Below are 21,216 nucleotides of genomic sequence, written 5' to 3' on the forward strand. Positions count from 1 at the left end.
TTTTGAAATTCCCTGCTTATGTATCTTCAACATCATAACCGAATTACATAAATTTAAACGTTATAAAAGCTGTAGAAAAAAAGAAAAGAACGCCTTTTTACTGAAGCGTTCTTTCGATATTTATTCTTTTAAAAGATAGGTTACTTTATTTAAAATCTTTTCGATGTGTTTCGCGTTTTTACTGTACATTTCGCTAGCTGATTTCGACTTTGTTTCTAGGGAAAATAGTTCTAAATCAGCGTGACATTTTTTTAAAGATGCTAATAATAAAGGCTTGTTTTGAGGAGAAGGCATTTGTAGTTTGTCATTATAAATGTCGATAGTCAGTTGCCCATATGAATCCACTTGACCGAGAAAGACATTTTCAATAACTACACCGAGCTTTTCTAGTTCAGAATGTAACCAAGCACGGTTATGTCCACTAGAGGATAAAGGTTCATCTAAGACGTTTCCATCCATAATAACAGTTTGTGGTTCTTTTTCGTTTGGTACTTTTAAGCCGATGTCTTTTGCTGTAAGTGGTTGGCGATCTTTTTTCAATAACACATTTAATTCTCCGCTCGGTTCTAGTACAGCGAATTCAACATCTGCTACGCTGAAAGCATCTTTTCCACGGAGAAGTTCCAGTAATTCGTCACTTGTATATTTTTCTTTCTTTAAGTTATCTTCGAGTATCTTTCCATCTTTTATTAATACGGTAGATTTTCCTTCAAAAAAATCTCGAGCTGTTTTGTTTTTTAAAGAGAGGATTCCTGTTAAAAAAGGTACCACAGCGAAAATGAGTATCGCAAAGACGCCGTGGAAAAATTTTGAATCGAGCCCTGTAGATACTTGGGCAGCGATGTCACCGATTGTCATTCCGGCTATGTATTCAAAAAAGGAGAGCTGAGAGATTTGTCTTTTCCCTAACCATTTCGTAATAGCGAATAAAATAATTAATATGAATACAGAGCGAAGAATGACAAGTGTCCATTCCGGTAGGTGAGACATAGTCATTTCCTCCAGTCTACTTAAAACCCTTTATATTGAGGTTCTTCACGTTCTAATACTGAAACTCTATTCTGTAAATCAGCGATGATGCTGTCCATTTCTAACATACATTCATGAAATACACGTTTTGATTCCGCGGCCTGTGAATTTAGTGAAAGAGAACTTAAGCTTGCTTGAGCGCCCCTTACACTAGCGAGGCAGGTTTTGACGCTAGCGATAACAGTCATATGAACACCTTATCCTTTCGGTTTGAATAGCAATGCTCCAATGAATCCGAAAATAATAGCTGCAGATACGCCGGCGCTCGTTACTTTAAACATACCGGTGATGACGCCGACGATGCCATGTTTTGCAGCTTCTTCCATTGCGCCGTGAACGAGGGCATTACCGAAACTTGTAATAGGTACAGTTGCCCCGGCTCCAGCAAAATCAATTAATGGTTCATACAGGTTGAATCCATCTAATATAGCTCCAGCAACAACAAGTGTTGCCATTGTATGAGCGGGTGTTAATTTGCCGACATCAAACATAAGTTGTCCGATTACACATATGAGTCCACCAATGACGAAAGCCCAGAAAAAAATCATTGCGTTGCACCTCCGAATTCAATCGAAACGGCGTGAGCGATACACGGAATCGTTTCTTCTTGTTGGAATGTAAGTGGAGATAGTAAAGCGCCTGTCGCAACGACAAGTATTTTATTAAACTCTCCTCTTTTCATTCGGTTTAATAAGTGACCGTATACGACCGTTGCGGAACACCCTGGTCCACTAGCGCCAGCGATGACAGGTTGCCCTTCTCTATAAATGAGCAGCCCGCAATCTTGAAACTGTTCGCTCGTTACTTTCGTTCCGTGTTTATGTAATAAGTCATAAGCAATTTCGCGTCCTACATGTCCGAGGTCACCCGTTACGATTAAATCGTAGTAAGAGGCATCAATTTGTCGTTCGCGTAAATGGGCTTCAATTGTATCAACGGCAGCTGGAGCCATTGCACCTCCCATATTAAATGGATCTGTTAATCCCATATCAACCACTCGTCCGATTGTGGCAGATGTTACCCTAGGACCGTGTCCAGTATCGCTTAAAATAGCAGCTCCTGCTCCGGTTACTGTCCACTGCGCGGTAGGTGGTTTTTGCCCACCATATTCGGTAGGATAGCGGAACTGTTTTTCTACAGCTGTATTATGACTGGATGCACCAGTTAATAAATATTTTGCGCCTTTTGCATTTACGATACTTGCTCCAAGTGCTAAACCTTCCATAGAAGTAGAACAAGCGCCGAATAGTCCGAGATAAGGAGTGCCCAGTGTACGGCAAGCAAAGCTTGTAGGGGTAATTTGATTAATTAAATCGCCTGCGAGTACAAATTGAATATCGTCTTTACGAAGTTTTGCCTTTTCAGTAGCGCGGCTACAAGCTTCTTCGAACAAAATTTTATGTGCTTTTTCATAGGAATCTTGTCCGAGCCATAAATCTTCATGGAGGGTATCGAAGTCTTCTGGAATTTTGCCTTTAGCTTCAAACGGCCCGCCAACGACTCCCGTCGAAATAATAACTGGTTTGTTTTCAAATACCCACGTTCGGTGTCCTTGTAACATTTATAGCCCTCCCCATTGAACGAGAATCGTTTTAATAAGTGCGATGACGAAAGCGGAAAATACACCAAATAAAATAACAGAACCAGCTAATTTAAACATGTTACCACCAACGCCGAGTACAAAACCTTCTGTGCGGTGTTCGATACATGCGGCAATAACGGAGTTACCAAATCCAGTGACAGGTACAGCTGTGCCTGCTCCGGCAAATTGACCAAACCGATCGTATATACCAAATCCAGTTAATAACATGGAGATGAAAATAAGAGTTGCGACTGTTGGATTCCCTGCTGAGCGTTCAGTGAAATCGAAATACGTAATATAAAAAGTAGAAATGAGTTGCCCAATTAGGCAAATGAAACCACCAACGAAAAAGGCTTTTATACAGTTTTTTAAGACAGGACGCTTCGGTTCGCGTTCTTGCTCGAATTTTTTATATTCCTGTTGCACAGGGGTTAAGTTTTTATCTTTACTAGACATTGCAAACCTTCCTTTTCTTTTAAAAAGCGTTAAGTGTTAGACTCCATTTTTTTACCAATGAATTTTAATTGTTTATTAATTTCATCTTTAGATACTTTCTTTTCCTTAATTTTTCTTTCAAGCTTTTCAAGTAACATAAAGATTTTTTTATCTGTACTTACACGAACATCGAAAGTGGGGTGCTCATCACTTAGCTGCTTTTGGAGCTTCTTACGGAGAGGTTTTAATCCAAATCTTTCGTGATGCTCAGGTGTAACTGCTATGTAGAGATCTAAATTTGAATTTACTGCTGTACTTTTTATAATTTCATCCATAGTGAGAGCTCTTTTCTTGGCTCCTTGTGATATAGATTGATTAAAGGATTCCATACTCGTTTTTGTTAACTTTGGACCTTTCTCTTTCTCCGTTCGTTTTGCTTCTTCTTTCACTTTTTTATCTAAAGGACTATTATCACATCCGGTAAAAGAGCTAAATAGAAGGGCAAATAATACGGTTATGAGTCCGAGTTTTTGCATATTTATCATTCCATTTCTATTGCAATATGTAATGTGATAGAAAAAGGATGACTGCATATCATCCTTTTTCTATTTCACAGCATGACGAATCCGTTATTGCTGTGAGTATTGTGGTTCTTCTTGTTGGACTTCTTCAACGCGTGGGTTTAAAGAATCGATAATCGTTTGTGTTTGCTCTGCAGCTGTTTGGAAAAGTTGCTTTGCTTGTTGGTTATCCGTATCAAGAGCGAATCCCTCTAAGCTAGCTTGTGCACTTTTTAATCCAGAAACAGTTTGCTTTAGTTTTGTAATTACAGTCATTGAATGAAGCCCCCTTTGGAATATCAATTCAAAGGTTATAATTTGTGAGTTGGGGTGAATTTATGATTGGAAAATTTAGGGGTCAAGCATGTGAAGGTTACAATTTTGTAATGAATATGTAAGGAAAAGCGATAGTGGAAAAAATTTTTTTCTTCTAGAATAAAGAAAGTAAAGCAAGTCAAAAAGATATTTTAAGGAGAAAAAATGAAGAAATTATTATTAGGTTTAATTGGACTTTTTATAGTAGTTATTGGTGTGGCAAGTGTTTCTCATAATGAGATAACAGATAGATACAACCCGCTTGTGAAAGAGGATTGGTTATATGTAAAAGCGAAAGAATCTGGCCGACTATCCAAAATCGGAGAGGTAGCTGGGGATTATAAACTTACTGGTTATTACGCTTCGGGCGAAGGAAAAGACGTTAAGTTTTATGCACCTCGTGGGCTTCGAGAAGGAGCGTATGTAAAGGTTAAAACGAAAGGCGAATACATTGAAACATACCAAGAAGTACAGCCGAATGAAATTCCAAAAGAGATTAAAGAGAAACTAGATAAATAAAATGGATAAGAAGTGCCTCCTAAATGTAGAAATTAGGGGGCGTTTTTATGTAGAAAATAGCTTATATATAATGTGCAATCAAAGAGTTTTTATTGATTTAAATGGATTTTATTGCTATTATTATGAAAAGAAAATGAAGTGTTTTTAATCATGCGCCCATAGCTCAGTCGGATAGAGCGGTGGTTTCCGGTACCACGTCTGCCGGGGGTTCGAATCCCTCTGGGCGCGTCAAAAAGTCCTAACTTACGTTTTGTAGGTTAGGGCTTTTTTTATTTCCCTCTTGTTATATCTAGTAATAAGATTTACTATTAGTACTTGATAATAATTAGGAGACTTATTATTTTCTTTCAATATTATTCAAATTTCGGTTGTAAGTTGTAAATCTCATTAATACATATAAATTAATAATATTTTGGAATGGGTGTCTGCGTGAGGATTCTCCTTTTACCAAACTTATTGTACAATAGAAACAAGGGGGAGATTAGTTTGAAGGCAAGTCTTTTACAAGAACAAAGCTTACGTTTGGCAATGACACAAGAGTTAAGGCAAGCGATTACAATGCTCCAGTATAATGTACAAGAATTATCGGAGTTTTTGTATGAGCAATCGTTAGAGAATCCCCTTATTGAGTTAGGTGGTTTTGAGAGGGAGAAGAAAAAGAGCTCTAACAACAGTAAAAGTACCAGCAAACAAGTCGAGAATCAGATGGAAATCTACAGTGTGGATTCTACAACGATTCAGCAACATTTATTAAATCAAATACAGTATTATAAAATAGATGAAGAAGAGCGAAAAGTAGCTTCTTTCATTATTATGAACATGGATGGAAATGGGTATTTACAAGAAACGAACGAAGAGTTAGCGGATCTCCTTTCCGCACCAATTCATGTAGTCGACCGCTCTGTAGAGCTTGTCCAATCGCTCGAGCCAGCAGGGGTAGGGGCGCGTAATATTCAGGAATGTCTAACTTTACAATTGAAGCGCTTACAAAGGCGGAATGGATTAGCGGAAGAGGTTATAGAGGATCACTTCGCTTATTTCGTGAAGAAGGATTGGCGAAAGCTTGTTCAAGTGTTGAAGTGTAGTAATGAAGAATTGCAATCGGCGGTGAACTGTATTACGTCCCTGCAGCCGAAACCAGGTCTTGCGTTTTCTTCTGATAAACCACTTTATATTGTGCCTGATATGGCGGTGAAAAAAGATGGTGATCGTCTCGTTTTACAAATGAATGAGAGAAATATGCCGAGAATTGAAATTCATTCTGAGTATAGTGCACTTCTGAATGATAGTGAAAGTGAAGTAGCATCTTACGTATCAGAAAAGTATCAGCATGTGCAGTGGATTATGCGCAGTTTAAAACAGAGAAAACAAACGCTTCTGCAAGTGATGACCATTATTATGGAAAAACAACATGATTTCTTCTGGGAAGGTCCAGAACATTTAAAGCCACTTGCTTTAAAAGAGGTAGCGGAAGAGTTAAGTGTGCATGAGTCTACAATTAGTCGTGCAACGCGAAATAAATATGTGCAAACACCACACGGTTTATTTGAGATGAAATCGTTCTTTAGTAATGCCGTTTCTACTACTGAAGATGAAGCAGTTTCTACAAAGCGTGTGAAACGGTTTATTCAAACGCTTGTTGAAGCGGAAAATAAGAAAAAGCCACTTTCAGATCAAAAGATTTCAAAATTATTAGAAGAAGAGCATGAAATCGTTATTTCTCGAAGAACAGTGGCAAAGTATAGAGAACAAATGCAAATTCCAGCGTCGTCATTACGAAAAACGATCGGATAGGTGAAGAAGATGGAAGTTGTACTGTATACAAAAAAAGATTGTGGCCTGTGCGTGCAGGCGAAACAAGTTTTACAGGAAGTACAATGTGAATATTCTTTTCAAATTGAGGAAATAGATATATATGAAGATAATGACCTTTTAGAAAAATATCACCTAATGATTCCGGTTGTAGAAATAGGCGGGAAACAGGTGGAATATGGTAACATTCACAAAGGTGTCATAATAAACTATATAAAGAATGCAGTTAAGAGTTGAATAAGTTTCTATCTCCTGTTACAATAATACACGTAGCAGGGATTATTTTTTTAACCTATGTGGGACACAAAATGTCACTACGGGACGTAAAGTGACCACGAGGAAAAATGAACCAATGTAGTGAGGAGAAAAGATATGCGCTCATGGATTCAGAACACAAAAAAATTATTACCTGATCTGCTACCTGTTATGCAAACGAGAATGCAAATTCTTCAATACATTAGGCTCATGCAGCCGATTGGAAGAAGAAATTTGTCAGCAAGTCTCGGTATGACAGAACGAGTATTGCGAAGTGAAGTTCAAGTTTTGAAAGAACAAAACTTAGTTCACGTCGCTTCTTCTGGAATGACTTTGACAGAAGAAGGAACAGCTTTAGTTCTTGCTTTGGAAGACTTTATGAAAGAAATTTCCGGGTTAAAGGTTTTAGAAAAGCAACTTAAGGAAACATTAGACTTGGATGAAGTTTTCGTTGTCCCTGGTGATAGTGATGAATCGCCTTGGGTCAAACTGGAGATGGGCCGTGCTTGTGTGACTTGTATAAAAGACCGTCTGACAGCGAATAATATCGTTGCTGTGGCTGGAGGAACTACGCTAGCTGCTGCTGCGGACATGATGCAGCTTGATTGCAAAGATTTACATATGCTATTTGTCCCAGCACGTGGTGGAATTGGAGAAGGCGTCGAATTAGAAGCCAACACCATTTGTGCCAAAATGGCGCAAAATACGATGAGTAATTATCGCTTATTGTATGTTCCAGACCATGTTAGTAGCGAAGCATATGCGTCTATTGTGACAGAGCCTTCCGTGAAAGAAGTTCTTGAGTTGATTCGATCTTCCAATATCGTCATTCATGGAATAGGTGATGCGTTAACAATGGCACGTCGCAGAAATACTTCAGAAGCAGATTGGTTAAAGATTCAAGCAAGCGAAGCAGTTGGCGAAGCTTTCGGTTACTACTTTAATGAACAAGGAAATGTTGTTCATAAAGTAAGAACAGTTGGTATGCAACTTGAGGATTTACAACATGTATCTCACGTTGTTGCAGTCGCTGGAGGTTCTTCAAAGGCAAAGGCAATACAAGCTGTAATTAAACAAGGGCACACTTCAATTCTAATTACAGATGAAGGTGCAGCAAAACAGTTAACAAAGGGTATTACCCTTTAATATAATCCCCCAAGGAGGAAATTCAAATGACTAAAATTGGTATTAATGGATTTGGACGTATCGGACGTAACGTATTCCGCGCAGCTCTTAACAACTCTGAGGTAGAAGTAGTAGCAATCAACGACTTAACAGATGCTAAAACATTAGCTCACCTTTTAAAATATGACACAGTTCACGGAACTTTAAATGCAGAAGTATCTGCTAACGAAAACAGCATCGTTGTTAACGGTAAAGAAATTAAAGTTATCGCTGAGCGTGACCCAGCTCAATTACCATGGAGCGACTACGGAGTAGAAGTAGTAGTAGAATCTACTGGCCGTTTCACTAAAAAATCAGACGCTGAAAAACACTTAGGTGGATCAGTTAAGAAAGTTATCATCTCAGCTCCAGCTTCTGACGAAGATATCACTGTAGTTATGGGTGTTAACCACGAACAATACGATGCAGCTAACCACAACGTAGTATCTAACGCTTCTTGTACTACAAACTGTCTAGCTCCATTCGCTAAAGTATTAAACGAAAAATTCGGCGTAAAACGCGGAATGATGACAACAATTCACTCTTACACTAACGACCAACAAATCTTAGACTTACCACACAAAGATTTACGTCGTGCTCGTGCAGCAGCTGAAAACATGATCCCAACATCTACTGGTGCAGCTAAAGCTGTAGCATTAGTATTACCAGAACTTAAAGGTAAATTAAACGGTGGCGCTGTACGTGTTCCAACTGCTAACGTTTCTCTTGTTGACTTAGTTGTTGAACTTGACAAAGAAGTAACAGTTGAAGATGTAAACGCAGCATTCAAAGCAGCAGCTGAAGGCGAATTAAAAGGTATCCTTGGATACAGCGAAGAGCCATTAGTATCTATCGACTATAACGGATGTACTGCTTCTTCTACAATCGATGCATTATCTACAATGGTAATGGAAGGTAACATGGTTAAAGTACTTTCTTGGTACGATAACGAAACTGGTTACTCTAACCGTGTAGTAGACCTAGCAGCATACATGACTTCTAAAGGTCTTTAATTCTTAATTATATAAGTAATCAATGACAAAACGAGGGAGAGGGTTTGTTCCCTCTCTCTCTTCTTTCGTTTTAAAAGCAAATGTGTTAAGCTTTTGAGTGGGTTTTGTCAATCCTAACTAGTAGTCGGAGGGAAATCCAATGAACAAAAAATCAATTCGTGACGTAGATTTAAAAGGTAAGCGTGTATTTTGCCGCGTTGATTTCAACGTACCTATGAAAGAAGGCAAAATTACAGATGAAACTCGTATCCGTGCAGCTCTTCCTACAATTCAATATTTAGTAGAGCAAGGTGCGAAAGTTATTTTAGCAAGTCATTTAGGCCGTCCAAAAGGTCAAGCAGTAGAAGAATTACGTCTTACTCCAGTAGCAGCACGTTTAGGCGAGCTTCTTGGTAAAGATGTTAAAAAAGCAGACGAAGCATTCGGACCAGTTGCACAAGAAATGGTTGCAGCAATGAACGAAGGCGACGTATTAGTTCTTGAAAACGTACGTTTCTATGCGGGCGAAGAAAAGAACGATGCAGAACTTGCGAAAGAATTTGCAGCACTTGCTGATATCTTCGTAAATGATGCATTCGGTGCAGCTCACCGTGCTCACGCTTCTACAGCAGGAATCGCAGACTACCTACCAGCAGTATCTGGTCTATTAATGGAAAAAGAGTTAGATGTATTAGGTAAAGCACTTTCTAACCCAGAACGTCCATTCACAGCTATCATCGGTGGTGCGAAAGTAAAAGATAAAATCGGTGTAATTCGTCATCTATTAGACAAAGTAGATAACTTAATCATCGGTGGCGGACTTGCTTACACATTCGTTAAAGCTTTAGGTCATGAAATTGGTCTATCTCTATGTGAAGACGACAAGATCGAACTAGCTAAAGAATTTATGCAACTTGCAAAAGAAAAAGGCGTAAACTTCTACATGCCAGTTGATGTTGTAATCACAGAGGAATTCTCTGAAACTGCAACAACTCAAATCGTTGGTATCGACTCTATCCCTTCTAACTGGGAAGGCGTGGACATCGGTCCTAAAACACGTGAAATTTATGCAGATGTAATTAAAAATTCTAAGCTTGTTGTATGGAATGGACCAATGGGTGTATTCGAAATGACTCCATTCGCAGAAGGTACAAAAGCAGTAGGACAAGCATTAGCAGATGCAGAAGATACATACTCTGTTATCGGCGGTGGTGACTCTGCAGCAGCTGTTGAAAAATTCGGTATGGCTGATAAAATGAGCCACATTTCTACTGGCGGCGGTGCGTCATTAGAATTCATGGAAGGTAAAGAGCTTCCAGGTGTAGTTTGTCTTAACGACAAATAAGTAGCAGCCAAAGAAAAAGGACGGTGCAAAGCATGCGTAAACCAATTATCGCAGGTAACTGGAAAATGAATAAAACTCTATCTGAAGCAGTTAGCTTCGTAGAGGAAGTTAAAGGTCAAATCCCAGCAGCTACAGCTGTTGATGCAGTAGTTTGCTCTCCAGCTCTATTCTTAGAGCGTCTTGTAGCAGCGACTGAAGGAACTGACTTACAAGTAGGTGCACAAAACATGCACTTCGAAAAAAATGGTGCATTCACTGGCGAAATTAGCCCAGTAGCACTTAGCGACTTAAAAGTAGGCTACGTAGTACTTGGCCACTCTGAGCGTCGTGAAATGTTTGCTGAAACAGATGAGTCAGTAAACAAAAAGACTCTTGCAGCATTTGAACATGGTTTAACACCAATCGTATGTTGTGGTGAGACTTTAGAAGAGCGCGAAAGCGGAAAAACATTTGATCTAGTAGCAGGTCAAGTGACAAAAGCACTTGCAGGTTTAACAGAAGAGCAAGTTAAAGCAACTGTTATCGCTTATGAGCCAATCTGGGCTATCGGTACAGGTAAATCTTCTTCTTCTGCAGATGCAAACGAAGTATGTGCGCACATCCGTAAAGTTGTTGCAGAAGCTGTTTCTCCAGAAGCTGCAGAAGCTGTTCGTATTCAATACGGCGGTAGCGTAAAACCAGAAAACATTAAAGAGTATATGGCACAATCTGACATCGACGGCGCTTTAGTTGGCGGTGCTAGCTTAGAGCCTGCTTCGTTCTTAGGTCTTCTGGGGGCGGTAAAATGAGAAAGCCAACAGCTTTAATCATTCTTGATGGTTTCGGACTACGTGAAGAAACTCACGGGAATGCTGTAGCACAAGCTAAGAAACCTAATTTTGATGGTTACTGGAACAAATTCCCTCACACAACGCTTACAGCTTGTGGTGAGGAAGTGGGTCTTCCAGAAGGTCAAATGGGTAACTCTGAGGTTGGTCACTTAAATATCGGTGCTGGCCGCATTGTATATCAAAGCTTAACACGCGTAAACGTTGCAATTCGTGAAGGTGAGTTCGATCAGAACGAAACGTTCCAAAATGCAATTAAAAGCGTAAAAGAAAAAGGTACTGCTCTTCATTTATTCGGTTTACTTTCTGACGGTGGTGTGCACAGTCACATGAACCATATGTTTGCTCTTCTTCGCTTAGCAGCAAAAGAAGGCGTGGAGAAAGTTTATATCCATGCATTCTTAGATGGCCGCGATGTTGGACCACAAACAGCAAAAGGTTATATCGATGCAACAAATGAAGTGATTAAAGAAACAGGAGTAGGACAATTCGCGACTATCTCTGGTCGTTATTACTCTATGGACCGTGACAAGCGTTGGGATCGCGTAGAAAAATGTTACAGTGCTATGGTGAATGGTGAAGGCCCTACTTATAAATCAGCAGAAGAGTGTGTAGAAGACTCTTATGCAAATGGTATCTACGATGAATTCGTATTGCCGTCTGTAATTGTTAACGAAGATAACACGCCAGTTGCAACAATCAATGATGATGATGCAGTTATCTTCTATAACTTCCGTCCAGACCGTGCAATTCAAATTGCTCGTGTATTTACAAACGAAGACTTCCGTGAGTTCGATCGTGGTGAAAAAGTACCTCACATTCCTGAATTCGTTTGTATGACACATTTCAGTGAAACTGTAGATGGTTACGTGGCATTCAAGCCAATGAACCTTGATAACACATTAGGTGAAGTTGTTGCGCAAGCGGGATTAAAGCAACTTCGCATCGCGGAAACTGAAAAGTATCCGCACGTTACATTCTTCTTTAGTGGTGGTCGTGAGGCTGAATTCCCAGGAGAAGAGCGTATCTTAATTAACTCACCGAAGGTTGCAACGTATGACTTGAAACCTGAAATGAGCATTTACGAAGTAACAGACGCTTTAGTAAATGAAATCGAAAATGATAAACACGATGTTATCATTCTTAACTTTGCGAACTGTGATATGGTTGGCCATTCTGGGATGATGGAACCAACAATTAAAGCAGTAGAAGCAACTGACGAATGTTTAGGAAAAGTTGTAGAAGCGATTCTTGCAAAAGATGGTGTAGCACTTATTACTGCTGACCATGGTAATGCTGATCAGGAGTTAACTGCTGATGGTGGACCAATGACAGCTCATACAACTAACCCGGTTCCTTTCATCGTTACAAAAAATGACGTAGAGCTTCGTGAAGGTGGTATTTTAGGAGATATCGCCCCAACAATGCTTACACTTTTAAATGTGGAACAACCGAAAGAAATGACAGGTAAAACAATTATTAAATAATTTGCTTATATAAAAAGGAGAGAATTTATTATGTCAACAATTATTGATGTTTATGCTCGCGAAGTCCTTGACTCTCGTGGTAACCCAACTGTAGAAGTAGAAGTTTACACAGAAAGCGGCGCTTTCGGACGCGCTATCGTACCAAGTGGTGCATCTACTGGTGAGCACGAAGCAGTAGAATTACGTGACGGTGACAAATCTCGTTACCTTGGTAAAGGTGTTCTAAATGCAGTAAACAACGTTAACGAAGCAATCGCTCCAGAAATCGTTGGTTTCGACGTAACTGACCAAGCTGGTATCGACCGTGCTATGATCGAATTAGATGGCACTCCAAACAAAGGTAAACTAGGCGCTAACGCTATCCTTGGTGTATCTATGGCAGTAGCTCACGCAGCAGCTGACTTCGTAGGTCTTCCATTATACCGTTACCTTGGTGGATTCAATGCAAAACAATTACCAACTCCAATGATGAACATCATCAACGGTGGTTCTCACGCTGATAACAACGTAGACTTCCAAGAGTTCATGATCTTACCAGTTGGTGCTCCAACATTCAAAGAATCAATCCGTATGGGTGCTGAAGTATTCCATGCACTTAAAGCTGTATTACATGACAAAGGTCTTAACACTGCAGTAGGTGACGAAGGTGGATTCGCTCCAAACCTTGGTTCTAACCGTGAAGCATTAGAAGTAATCATCGAAGCTATCGAAAAAGCTGGTTACAAAGCTGGCGAGAACGTATTCTTAGGAATGGACGTTGCTTCTTCTGAGTTCTACAACAAAGAAACTGGTAAATATGACCTTGCAGGCGAAGGCCGTACTGGCTTAACTTCTGCAGAAATGGTTGATTTCTACGAAGAGCTTTGCAAAGACTTCCCAATCATCTCTATCGAAGATGGTTTAGACGAAAACGACTGGGATGGTCACAAATTATTAACTGAGCGTATCGGTGATAAAGTACAATTAGTTGGTGACGACTTATTCGTAACTAACACACAAAAACTTGCTGAAGGTATCGAAAAAGGTATCTCTAACTCAATCTTAATTAAAGTTAACCAAATCGGTACTTTAACTGAGACTTTCGAAGCTATCGAAATGGCTAAACGTGCTGGTTACACAGCAGTTGTATCTCACCGTTCTGGTGAAACTGAAGATGCTACAATCGCTGACATCGCAGTTGCAACTAACGCTGGCCAAATCAAAACTGGTTCTATGAGCCGTACTGACCGTATTGCTAAGTACAACCAATTATTACGCATCGAAGACGAACTAGGCGAAATCGCTGTTTACGATGGTATCAAATCTTTCTACAACATCAAACGATAATTGTAGAAAATAACGACAGACCGTGAGAAATCACGGTCTGTTTTTTTATGCTTAAAATTGCTCACCCGTCATAAGTGACATGAAATGTTTAAAGAAACGGTTATAATCAAAGTCAATTGCGATTTGATGACTCGGCCAATCAGTAAATGGTTTAGATCCTCCTAAAGAGCGAAATTCTCCAATGCTTGCTCCTTGTGCATAGGATTCCGTCATGACAACGATAGGTGACTTGTGATACGTAAACATAGAGTTATCAAGTAAAGCGAGGACTGGCATTGTGTCATGAAAGGGACTTCCCTTTAAATGCGGTAAGGCATCTTTATAATAGCCATAGTAATAATGATCGAATAACGGTTTAACAAGTGGGGCTTTTCCTTTTGCTTCAATGTATTCAGCCATTTCTGGTGTAATAACAGAATATTGGGTGACGTTTAATGGGTATATATACATGTTAGCTGTGGATTGAAGGACTATATTAGCAGCAGTAGGATCACCATAAAAGTTTGCTTCGGAAATAGGTGTAACATTACCAGGGTGTAAAAAGGCACCGCCCATTACGTAGTAAGATTTAATTTGCTTCATTAGCTGTTTACATAGGATGAATAAAATTGCGAGGGAGGTAAGTCTTCCTAAACTTACAATGATTAATTCATCTTTATATTGCTCAATAAGAGGGATAACTTCAAAAAAATTCTCCATCTCCCCGTTAGTCACATTCTCCTTTGGAATAATTGGCCCGAGCCCTTGTTTCCCGTGTACATTCGTAAAGAAAGAAGGAGGGGCACCAGTAAGCGGTTGTTCTGAACCACCAAATACTTTAATATTTCTATTCTTTGTTTCGTTCGTAAGAAAATGAGCATTTTGTACGGCCATTTCTTTTGGAACATTGCCGTAATCAGCAACAATGCCGATTATTTCTATTTCATCGATAAAGAATGCTAAGAGGAGGGCCATCGCATCATCAATCCCAGGATCACAAAAAATAAGAACTTTTTTTGGCATATGTTCACCACCTATCTTATTTATCCCACTTTAATGGGCAGTAAGACCCCCACCTCAAAATTCAGCGAAAGCAAAGAATTTAGGTGGGGGTCGGGCTGCCCATTAAAGTCCGATTGGTGAGGGCTAATAAGAAGAACCCCCCACTGATTAAAGTTTCACTTTATATATATGTAAGCTTAAGGATAAAAAGATTATTTTATTGAAATAACAACCTTGTAAATTCAGAAAATAAAAACTTTTTATATTAGGTCAAGGTTTTTGACTTAATTTTTACATAGAAATCCAGTCATATCAAGGTTGTAAGCGTATAACATAGGCTGTTTTTGCTGCCGAATTGATAAATTGCAGCTTTTTACAATTTATACTATGATAAAGATATTAAGAGAAGATCGTATAAACATGAGGGATGATGAACATGAAATTTACAAAGATTCTTGTCCAAATTGCTGCTCTTTACGTTTTTTATATGGTTGGAACTTGGGTACAAGAAATGTTAAATATTCCGATTCCAGGAAGTTTGATTGGAATGTTCCTCTTACTTGTTTTACTTAGCCTAAAAGTTCTTCCAGTGAAATGGTTCGATTTAGGAGCAGAAACACTCGTTGCTATTATGCCGTTTTTATTAATTCCGCCAACGCTTGGCCTAATGAATTACGGTGCTTTTTTTATGAGTAAAGGAATTTCTCTTTTCATTACAATTGTAGCGAGTACATTTTTAATTATTATTGTCGCAGGACATACAGGACAATATCTTGCGAATAGAAAGGAAAGAGAGTCGCGATGAGCCAAATATTAATCGGAATTGGTTGGGTTCTTTTTACGGTGCTATTATACCAATTATCTAAAAAAATCTATAAATTATTTCCAACACCATTCACCATTCCAATGCTTGTAGCAACAGGATTAATGGCTTTCTTATTTATTATGCTTGATATACCATATCAACATTATATGGAAAGTGGTGGCGGCTGGATTGCAAAACTGCTCGGACCCGGTGTTGTAGCATTTGCAATTCCTCTTTATAAACAACGTCACGTTCTTCAAAAGTATGTTGTACCGATTGCTGGTGGCGTATTAGTAGGTACAACAGTTGCCATTGCGAGTGATTTTGCTATTGCATCACTTATGGGAACGGATAAAAGCTTAATTTTATCTTCTTTACCAAAATCGGTGACAATGCCAGTTGCAATGAGTGTTTCAGAGCAAGTTGGTGGTGTACCGTCATTAACAGCAGCTTTCGTTGTTATCGCAGGTATTACTGGAACGATTACCGGCCCGCTTTTATTAAAATGGAGCCGTGTTACAAACTCAGTTGGTAAAGGTATCGGATTTGGATGTGCTTCTCATATTATGGGCGTCATGAGAGCGATGAAAAATAATGAACATGAAGGTGTTATTGGATCGGTAACAATGACATTAACAGCAATTTTGACATGTTTGCTCGGGCCATTATTTGCAATGATGTTTATGTAATAGAAGAAAAGCGAGAGCTACTCTATAGCTCTCGCTTTTCTATAGAATTTATGCTACAGTTAAAATAACTGAATCTTTGTAGGAGGTACGCCAAGTGCATACGTTATTATCCGTTTTACTTATTATTGTATCGATTTTAATGATTGTTATGGTACTTATGCAGTCTAGTAATAGCTCAGGCCTTTCAGGTGCAATTTCAGGCGGTGCAGAGCAATTATTTGGTAAGCAAAAAGCACGTGGAATTGAAGCAGTATTAAACCGTATTACAATTGTTTTAGCTGTTCTATTCTTCGTATTAACAATTGCTGTTACGTACTTAAATTTATAGAATTGAAAGAAGAAGCGTTAGTAAGTTGTACTAATGGTTCTTCTTTTTTTGTTTTACTACCATTTGAAAGATGTTTCTAATTAGATTATAGAAATATAAATATGGTACACTAAGATATAGAAAGAATACGACTAGATTACAGAAGAGAAAGAGGAGAAGTACATGATGAAATTAGCATCTCCGAAACCATTTACATTTGAGGGTGGAGACCGCGCTGTTTTATTACTACATGGTTTCACAGGCAACTCAGCTGATGTACGTATGTTAGGGCGTTTCTTAGAAAAGAAAGGCTACACTTGTCATGCCCCAATTTTTAAAGGGCACGGTGTACCACCAGAAGAGCTTGTTCATACAGGTCCTGAAGATTGGTGGCAAGACGTAATGGAGGCATATCAGCTTTTAAAAGATAAAGGCTTTGAGAAAATTGCTGTTGCTGGACTATCACTTGGCGGCGTATTTTCTTTAAAATTAGGTTATACAGTACCGGTTTTAGGTGTAGTACCAATGTGTGCACCAATGTATATTAAGAGTGAAGAAACGATGTACCAAGGTATATTGGCATATGCCCGCGAATATAAAAAACGTGAGCAAAAATCACCAGAGCAAATCGAACAAGAAATGTTGGAATTCCAACAGACGCCGATGAATACATTAAAAGCATTACAACAATTAATTGCTGACGTACGTAACAATGTGGATATGATTTATGCACCGACATTTGTTGTACAAGCACGTCATGATGAAATGATTAATACAGATAGTGCTAATATTATTTATAACGGTGTAGAATCTACGTTAAAAGACATTAAATGGTATGAAGACTCTACGCATGTCATTACACTTGATAAGCAACGTGACGAGCTACATGAGGATGTATATAACTTCTTGGAGCAACTAGATTGGTAAGATCTAGTTGCCTCTTTTTTTCATAAGGGAATTTTTTATGGAAGCTGTAAAAAATCATTGGGAGATGATTGAAGTTTCGCTTTATACATCCCCCATCTTTCGGATACACTAAATAATATAAGGGTTTAAAGGAGGTATTTTTGCTTGGAAGAAATCATACAAGAACATATTGATAAGTTGTTATTATTTATGAGAGAAGAAGCGTATAAACCGCTAACGATACAAGAGTTAGAAGAGGCATTTGGAATTGAAGGTTCTGAGGGCTTTAAAGATTTTGTAAAGGCACTTGTAACGATGGAAGAGAAGGGACTTGTTATTCGCACACGTAGCAACCGTTACGGTCTTCCTGAAAAGATGAGTTTAGTACGTGGTAAGTTAATTGGACATGCACGTGGATTTGCATTCGTTGTACCAGACGAAAAGAAAACGGGAGATGATGATCTTTTCATCCCGCCTACAGAGTTAAACGGTGCACTTCATGGCGATACAGTATTAGCACGTGTTAGCGCACAATCAAGTGGATCACGCCAAGAAGGTTCAATTGTACGTATTTTAGAGCGCGGCACGAAAGAACTAGTTGGTACATATACAGAATCGAAAAACTTTGGATTTGTTATACCTGACAATAAGCGCTGGACGAGTGATATCTTTATCTTGAAAAGTGCATCAATGGGTGCTGTAGAAGGCCATAAAGTAGTTGTGAAAATTACGAGCTATCCAGAGAATCGTTTAAGTGCAGAAGGTGAAGTTATTCAAATTCTAGGTCATAAAAATGATCCAGGAGTAGATATTTTATCTGTCATTCATAAACATCATTTACCTTTAGCATTCCCTGAGGAAGTGATGGAGCATGCAAACAGTGTACCAGAAACGATTTCAGAAGAAGATTTAAAAGATCGTCGTGACCTGCGTGACCAAATGATCGTAACGATTGACGGTGCAGACGCGAAAGATTTAGATGACGCTGTTACAGTAACGAAGCTTGAGAACGGTAATTACAAGCTTGGCGTTCATATTGCGGATGTAAGTCATTACGTTCAAGAAGGTTCTCCAATTGATGTAGAAGCAGCGGAGAGAGCGACGAGTGTCTATCTTGTTGACCGTGTAATTCCGATGATTCCACATCGTCTATCTAACGGTATTTGTTCATTAAATCCGAAAGTAGACCGTCTGACGTTATCTTGTGAAATGGAAATCAACAAATTAGGTGATGTTGTAAAGCACGAGATTTTCCAAAGTGTGATTAAAACGACAGAGCGTATGACGTATGCTGACGTAAGAAGTATTTTAGAAGATGAGGACGAGGAGTTAATCAAACGTTATGAGCCGCTCGTACCGATGTTTAAAGAGATGGGTCAATTAGCGCAAATCCTACGTGAAAAACGTATGCGCCGCGGTGCAATCGACTTTGACTTTAAAGAAGCGAAAGTATTAGTAGATGAAGAAGGAAAACCGACAGATGTTGTCATGCGCGATCGTTCTGTATCAGAGAAGTTAATTGAAGAATTTATGCTTGTTGCGAACGAAACAGTAGCAGAGCACTTCCACTGGATGAACGTACCATTCATGTATCGTGTCCATGAAGATCCGAAAGAAGATAAGCTTGAGCGTTTCTTCGAGTTTGTAACGAACTTCGGATATGCGGTAAAAGGACGTGCGAATGAAATACATCCTCGTGCACTGCAACAAATTCTTGAAATGGTTCAAGGACAGCCGGAAGAAGTAGTTATTTCAACAGTAATGCTTCGTTCAATGAAGCAAGCACGTTACGATGCGGAGAGCTTAGGGCATTTCGGTTTATCAACTGAGTTCTACACGCATTTCACATCGCCAATTCGTCGTTACCCAGATACGATCGTTCATAGATTAATTCGTGAATACATCATTAACGGTAAAGTCGACCATGAAACACAAGCAAAATGGCGTGAAAACTTACCTGAGATAGCAGAGCATTCTTCTAATATGGAACGCCGTGCTGTTGAAGCAGAACGTGAAACAGACGAAATGAAAAAAGCAGAGTATATGGTTGATAAGATCGGCGAAGAGTATGACGGTATGATTAGCTCTGTAACAAACTTCGGTTTATTCGTAGAGCTTCCAAATACAATTGAAGGTCTTGTACATGTTAGCTACTTAACGGATGATTACTACCGTTATGACGAGAAACATTTCGCAATGATCGGAGAACGTACAGGTAACGTATTCCGCATCGGAGACGAAATTACAATTCGTGTTATTAACGTAAACAAAGACGAGCGTGCAATCGACTTTGAAATCGTTGGAATGAAAGGTACGCCTCGTCGTAAGTTCAAAGATCGCCCAGTCGTTATCGAACAGCCAAGAACAGGCAGAAAGAAACGCGGTGGACGTAGCGAGCGCAGTAATGAGCGCGGCGGCGAACGTGGCACAGGTAGAAAATTTGACCGTGGTGGCAAAGGAAAAGGCACAGGAAAAGGAAGAGGATCCGCATCCGCGTCAGCATCCGCATCCGCTAGCCAGCCAGGGAAAAAAGACGGTAATGGCAAGAAGAAAAAAGCATTCTTCGAAAACGTACCAGGATTCAAGAAGAAAAAGAAAAAGCGTAAGTAAGAAAAAGAGGGCTTCGCTTTTATAAAAAGCGAGGCTTTTTCTTTTTTCTTGGTGGTTTGAGAGCGAGCCACTTTCGCTTTTTAATGGAATCCAGCTACAGTGGCTAGAATCTATTGGCCATTTCACTCCCTCGGACGAAGCAAAAAGCGCTTCTCTGTCGGGAGTTCCAATGTCCAAAGATTCTGAGTGAGCCACTTTCGCTTTTTATTAACATTTGTTACAATAGTAAAAATAGAGGAGGGACGTTATATGCCAAAGGGTACAGGTAAGGTTATTGCACAAAATAAAAAAGCTTTTCATGATTATTTCATCGAAGAAACATACGAAGCAGGGCTTGTCCTTCAAGGAACGGAAATTAAGTCGATTCGTGCTGGACGCGTGAACTTGAAAGATGCATTTGCTCGTGTACATAATGGTGAAGTATGGGTTCATAATATGCATATTAGTACATATGAGCAAGGGAATCGTTTCAATCATGATCCGCTTCGCACAAGAAAGTTACTTCTTCATAAAAAAGAAATTGAGAAGTTAACGGGTGCTTCAAAAGAAACAGGCTATGCATTAGTTCCAGTTAGAATTTATTTGAAAAATGGATTCGCGAAAATGGCACTTGGTTTAGCAAAAGGTAAAAAGCAATATGATAAGCGTAACGATTTAAAAGAGAAAGAAGCTAAACGTGAAATTGCACGCGCGTTCCGTGATCGTCAAAAGATGTAATACAGATATTTACATTTGTAAAACGGCGCGCGTATGATATAATAACTTATGTAAGATTGTTGCACATTGAAAAACAGCTCTTAGTAGCTATCACGAAATTTCTTCGTATGCTCCATTTTTATCATGGGGACGTTACGGATTCGACAGGGATAGTTCGAGCTTAGGTTGCGAGTCGAGGGGATCGGCCTCGTTAAAACGTCAAAGCCTATAATTGGCAAACAAAACAATCTTTCTTTAGCTGCTTAATTGCACTAAAGGTTCCTCCCTCCATCGTCCATGTGGTAGGGTAAGGGACTCAAACTAAGTGGACTACGCCGGAGTTCGCCGTCTGAGGGCGAAGGAAGAGAACAATCAGACTAGCAACTTGGAAGCCTGTCGATAGGCCGAAGAGTTCGCGAAATGCTAATATATCGACTACACTCGTAGAAGCTTAAGTGCCGATATTTTTGGACGTGGGTTCGACTCCCACCGTCTCCACCAATACATAACTGTTTGGTGGTTTTTTATTTTGTACGATATGAACCATAACTTTGCCAGATTGGCGGGGGGATGG

At 39.4% G+C, this 21,216-nt stretch carries 23 protein-coding genes, 1 tRNA gene and 1 other RNA gene; 17 read left to right on the plus strand and 8 right to left on the minus strand.

The genetic code is table 11. The features are described 5' to 3' along the window. Positions 1–120: 120 nt before the first annotated feature. From BAQ44_RS22170 to BAQ44_RS22200, 7 genes are all read right to left on the minus strand, one after another. Positions 121–990 (minus strand): DUF421 domain-containing protein, encoded by an 870-nt coding sequence (locus tag BAQ44_RS22170; RefSeq protein ID WP_061679300.1) that lies wholly within the window; start codon positions 988–990, stop codon positions 121–123. Between the two features lie 20 nt (positions 991–1,010). After that, a complete protein-coding gene (locus BAQ44_RS22175) occupies positions 1,011–1,217 on the minus strand; it encodes a DUF1657 domain-containing protein (RefSeq protein ID WP_071723850.1) in 207 nt (68 codons plus the stop codon). Between the two features lie 9 nt (positions 1,218–1,226). Next, positions 1,227–1,577 carry a stage V sporulation protein AE gene (gene spoVAE, locus BAQ44_RS22180; RefSeq protein ID WP_000575919.1) on the minus strand — a complete coding sequence of 117 codons (351 nt, stop codon included), beginning with the start codon at positions 1,575–1,577 and terminating at the stop codon, positions 1,227–1,229. Further along, a complete protein-coding gene (gene spoVAD, locus BAQ44_RS22185) occupies positions 1,574–2,590 on the minus strand; it encodes a stage V sporulation protein AD (RefSeq protein ID WP_000938965.1) in 1,017 nt (338 codons plus the stop codon). The genes spoVAE and spoVAD overlap by 4 nt, the downstream gene beginning before the upstream one ends. Continuing rightward, positions 2,591–3,067 (minus strand): stage V sporulation protein AC, encoded by a 477-nt coding sequence (gene spoVAC, locus BAQ44_RS22190; RefSeq protein ID WP_000095403.1) that lies wholly within the window; start codon positions 3,065–3,067, stop codon positions 2,591–2,593. It lies immediately after the preceding gene. A gap of 29 nt (positions 3,068–3,096) precedes the next feature. Then, positions 3,097–3,582, minus strand: a complete 486-nt coding sequence (locus BAQ44_RS22195) for a YhcN/YlaJ family sporulation lipoprotein (protein WP_001170598.1) — start codon at positions 3,580–3,582, stop codon at positions 3,097–3,099. Between the two features lie 93 nt (positions 3,583–3,675). Further along, positions 3,676–3,882 (minus strand): DUF1657 domain-containing protein, encoded by a 207-nt coding sequence (locus tag BAQ44_RS22200; protein WP_000216160.1) that lies wholly within the window; start codon positions 3,880–3,882, stop codon positions 3,676–3,678. A 204-nt stretch (positions 3,883–4,086) separates the two neighbouring features. On the opposite strand from BAQ44_RS22200, the gene BAQ44_RS22205 reads away from it, so the two are divergent. The 10 genes from BAQ44_RS22205 to eno all read left to right on the plus strand — a co-directional run bounded on the left by BAQ44_RS22205 (position 4,087) and on the right by eno (position 13,648). After that, on the plus strand, positions 4,087–4,440 hold the full coding sequence (locus BAQ44_RS22205; protein WP_071723852.1) for a YxeA family protein: 354 nt from the start codon (positions 4,087–4,089) through the stop codon (positions 4,438–4,440). Positions 4,441–4,592: 152 nt separating this feature from the next. After that, positions 4,593–4,668: transfer RNA gene (locus BAQ44_RS22210), tRNA-Arg, on the plus strand. A gap of 258 nt (positions 4,669–4,926) precedes the next feature. Then, a complete protein-coding gene (rpoN, locus tag BAQ44_RS22215) occupies positions 4,927–6,234 on the plus strand; it encodes an RNA polymerase factor sigma-54 (RefSeq protein WP_071723854.1) in 1,308 nt (435 codons plus the stop codon). A gap of 9 nt (positions 6,235–6,243) precedes the next feature. Next, positions 6,244–6,489 (plus strand): glutaredoxin family protein, encoded by a 246-nt coding sequence (locus BAQ44_RS22220; RefSeq protein ID WP_063263114.1) that lies wholly within the window; start codon positions 6,244–6,246, stop codon positions 6,487–6,489. A 135-nt stretch (positions 6,490–6,624) separates the two neighbouring features. After that, a complete protein-coding gene (gene cggR, locus BAQ44_RS22225) occupies positions 6,625–7,653 on the plus strand; it encodes a gapA transcriptional regulator CggR (protein ID WP_001258183.1) in 1,029 nt (342 codons plus the stop codon). Positions 7,654–7,679: 26 nt separating this feature from the next. Further along, positions 7,680–8,684, plus strand: coding sequence for a type I glyceraldehyde-3-phosphate dehydrogenase (gap, locus tag BAQ44_RS22230; RefSeq protein ID WP_000161234.1), 1,005 nt, complete (start codon positions 7,680–7,682; stop codon positions 8,682–8,684). A gap of 139 nt (positions 8,685–8,823) precedes the next feature. After that, entirely contained in the window at positions 8,824–10,008 is a 1,185-nt protein-coding gene (locus tag BAQ44_RS22235; RefSeq protein WP_001036332.1) for a phosphoglycerate kinase, read from the plus strand. Between the two features lie 32 nt (positions 10,009–10,040). Then, positions 10,041–10,796 (plus strand): triose-phosphate isomerase, encoded by a 756-nt coding sequence (tpiA, locus tag BAQ44_RS22240; protein WP_001231046.1) that lies wholly within the window; start codon positions 10,041–10,043, stop codon positions 10,794–10,796. Beyond that, a complete protein-coding gene (gene gpmI, locus BAQ44_RS22245; RefSeq protein ID WP_001231145.1) occupies positions 10,793–12,322 on the plus strand; it encodes a 2,3-bisphosphoglycerate-independent phosphoglycerate mutase in 1,530 nt (509 codons plus the stop codon). Before tpiA ends, gpmI begins: the two co-directional genes overlap by 4 nt. Positions 12,323–12,352: 30 nt before the next feature. Beyond that, a complete protein-coding gene (gene eno / locus BAQ44_RS22250; protein WP_000103948.1) occupies positions 12,353–13,648 on the plus strand; it encodes a phosphopyruvate hydratase in 1,296 nt (431 codons plus the stop codon). Between the two features lie 51 nt (positions 13,649–13,699). Here the strand turns inward: eno and BAQ44_RS22255 are convergent, their stop codons facing one another. After that, positions 13,700–14,650: a nucleoside hydrolase gene (locus BAQ44_RS22255; RefSeq protein ID WP_071723856.1), complete on the minus strand. Its 951-nt coding sequence runs from the start codon at positions 14,648–14,650 to the stop codon at positions 13,700–13,702. A 415-nt stretch (positions 14,651–15,065) separates the two neighbouring features. On the opposite strand from BAQ44_RS22255, the gene BAQ44_RS22260 reads away from it, so the two are divergent. The 7 genes from BAQ44_RS22260 (at position 15,066) to ssrA (ending at position 21,143) form a co-directional block, all read left to right on the plus strand. Further along, positions 15,066–15,434, plus strand: coding sequence for a CidA/LrgA family holin-like protein (locus tag BAQ44_RS22260; protein WP_000673220.1), 369 nt, complete (start codon positions 15,066–15,068; stop codon positions 15,432–15,434). Continuing rightward, entirely contained in the window at positions 15,431–16,123 is a 693-nt protein-coding gene (locus tag BAQ44_RS22265; RefSeq protein ID WP_000078299.1) for an LrgB family protein, read from the plus strand. Before BAQ44_RS22260 ends, BAQ44_RS22265 begins: the two co-directional genes overlap by 4 nt. A gap of 94 nt (positions 16,124–16,217) precedes the next feature. Further along, positions 16,218–16,451, plus strand: coding sequence for a preprotein translocase subunit SecG (secG, locus tag BAQ44_RS22270; protein WP_000557263.1), 234 nt, complete (start codon positions 16,218–16,220; stop codon positions 16,449–16,451). A gap of 165 nt (positions 16,452–16,616) precedes the next feature. Next, on the plus strand, positions 16,617–17,357 hold the full coding sequence (gene estA / locus BAQ44_RS22275; protein ID WP_161940854.1) for a carboxylesterase: 741 nt from the start codon (positions 16,617–16,619) through the stop codon (positions 17,355–17,357). 144 nt (positions 17,358–17,501) lie between these two features. Beyond that, entirely contained in the window at positions 17,502–19,946 is a 2,445-nt protein-coding gene (rnr, locus tag BAQ44_RS22280; RefSeq protein ID WP_071723858.1) for a ribonuclease R, read from the plus strand. A 249-nt stretch (positions 19,947–20,195) separates the two neighbouring features. Continuing rightward, positions 20,196–20,663 carry an SsrA-binding protein gene (smpB, locus tag BAQ44_RS22285; protein ID WP_001123922.1) on the plus strand — a complete coding sequence of 156 codons (468 nt, stop codon included), beginning with the start codon at positions 20,196–20,198 and terminating at the stop codon, positions 20,661–20,663. 125 nt (positions 20,664–20,788) lie between these two features. After that, positions 20,789–21,143, plus strand: a transfer-messenger RNA (tmRNA) gene (ssrA, locus tag BAQ44_RS22290). Positions 21,144–21,216: the final 73 nt, after the last annotated feature.

Source organism: Bacillus mobilis (genome assembly GCF_001884045.1).
GTDB classification, from domain to species: domain Bacteria; phylum Bacillota; class Bacilli; order Bacillales; family Bacillaceae_G; genus Bacillus_A; species Bacillus_A mobilis.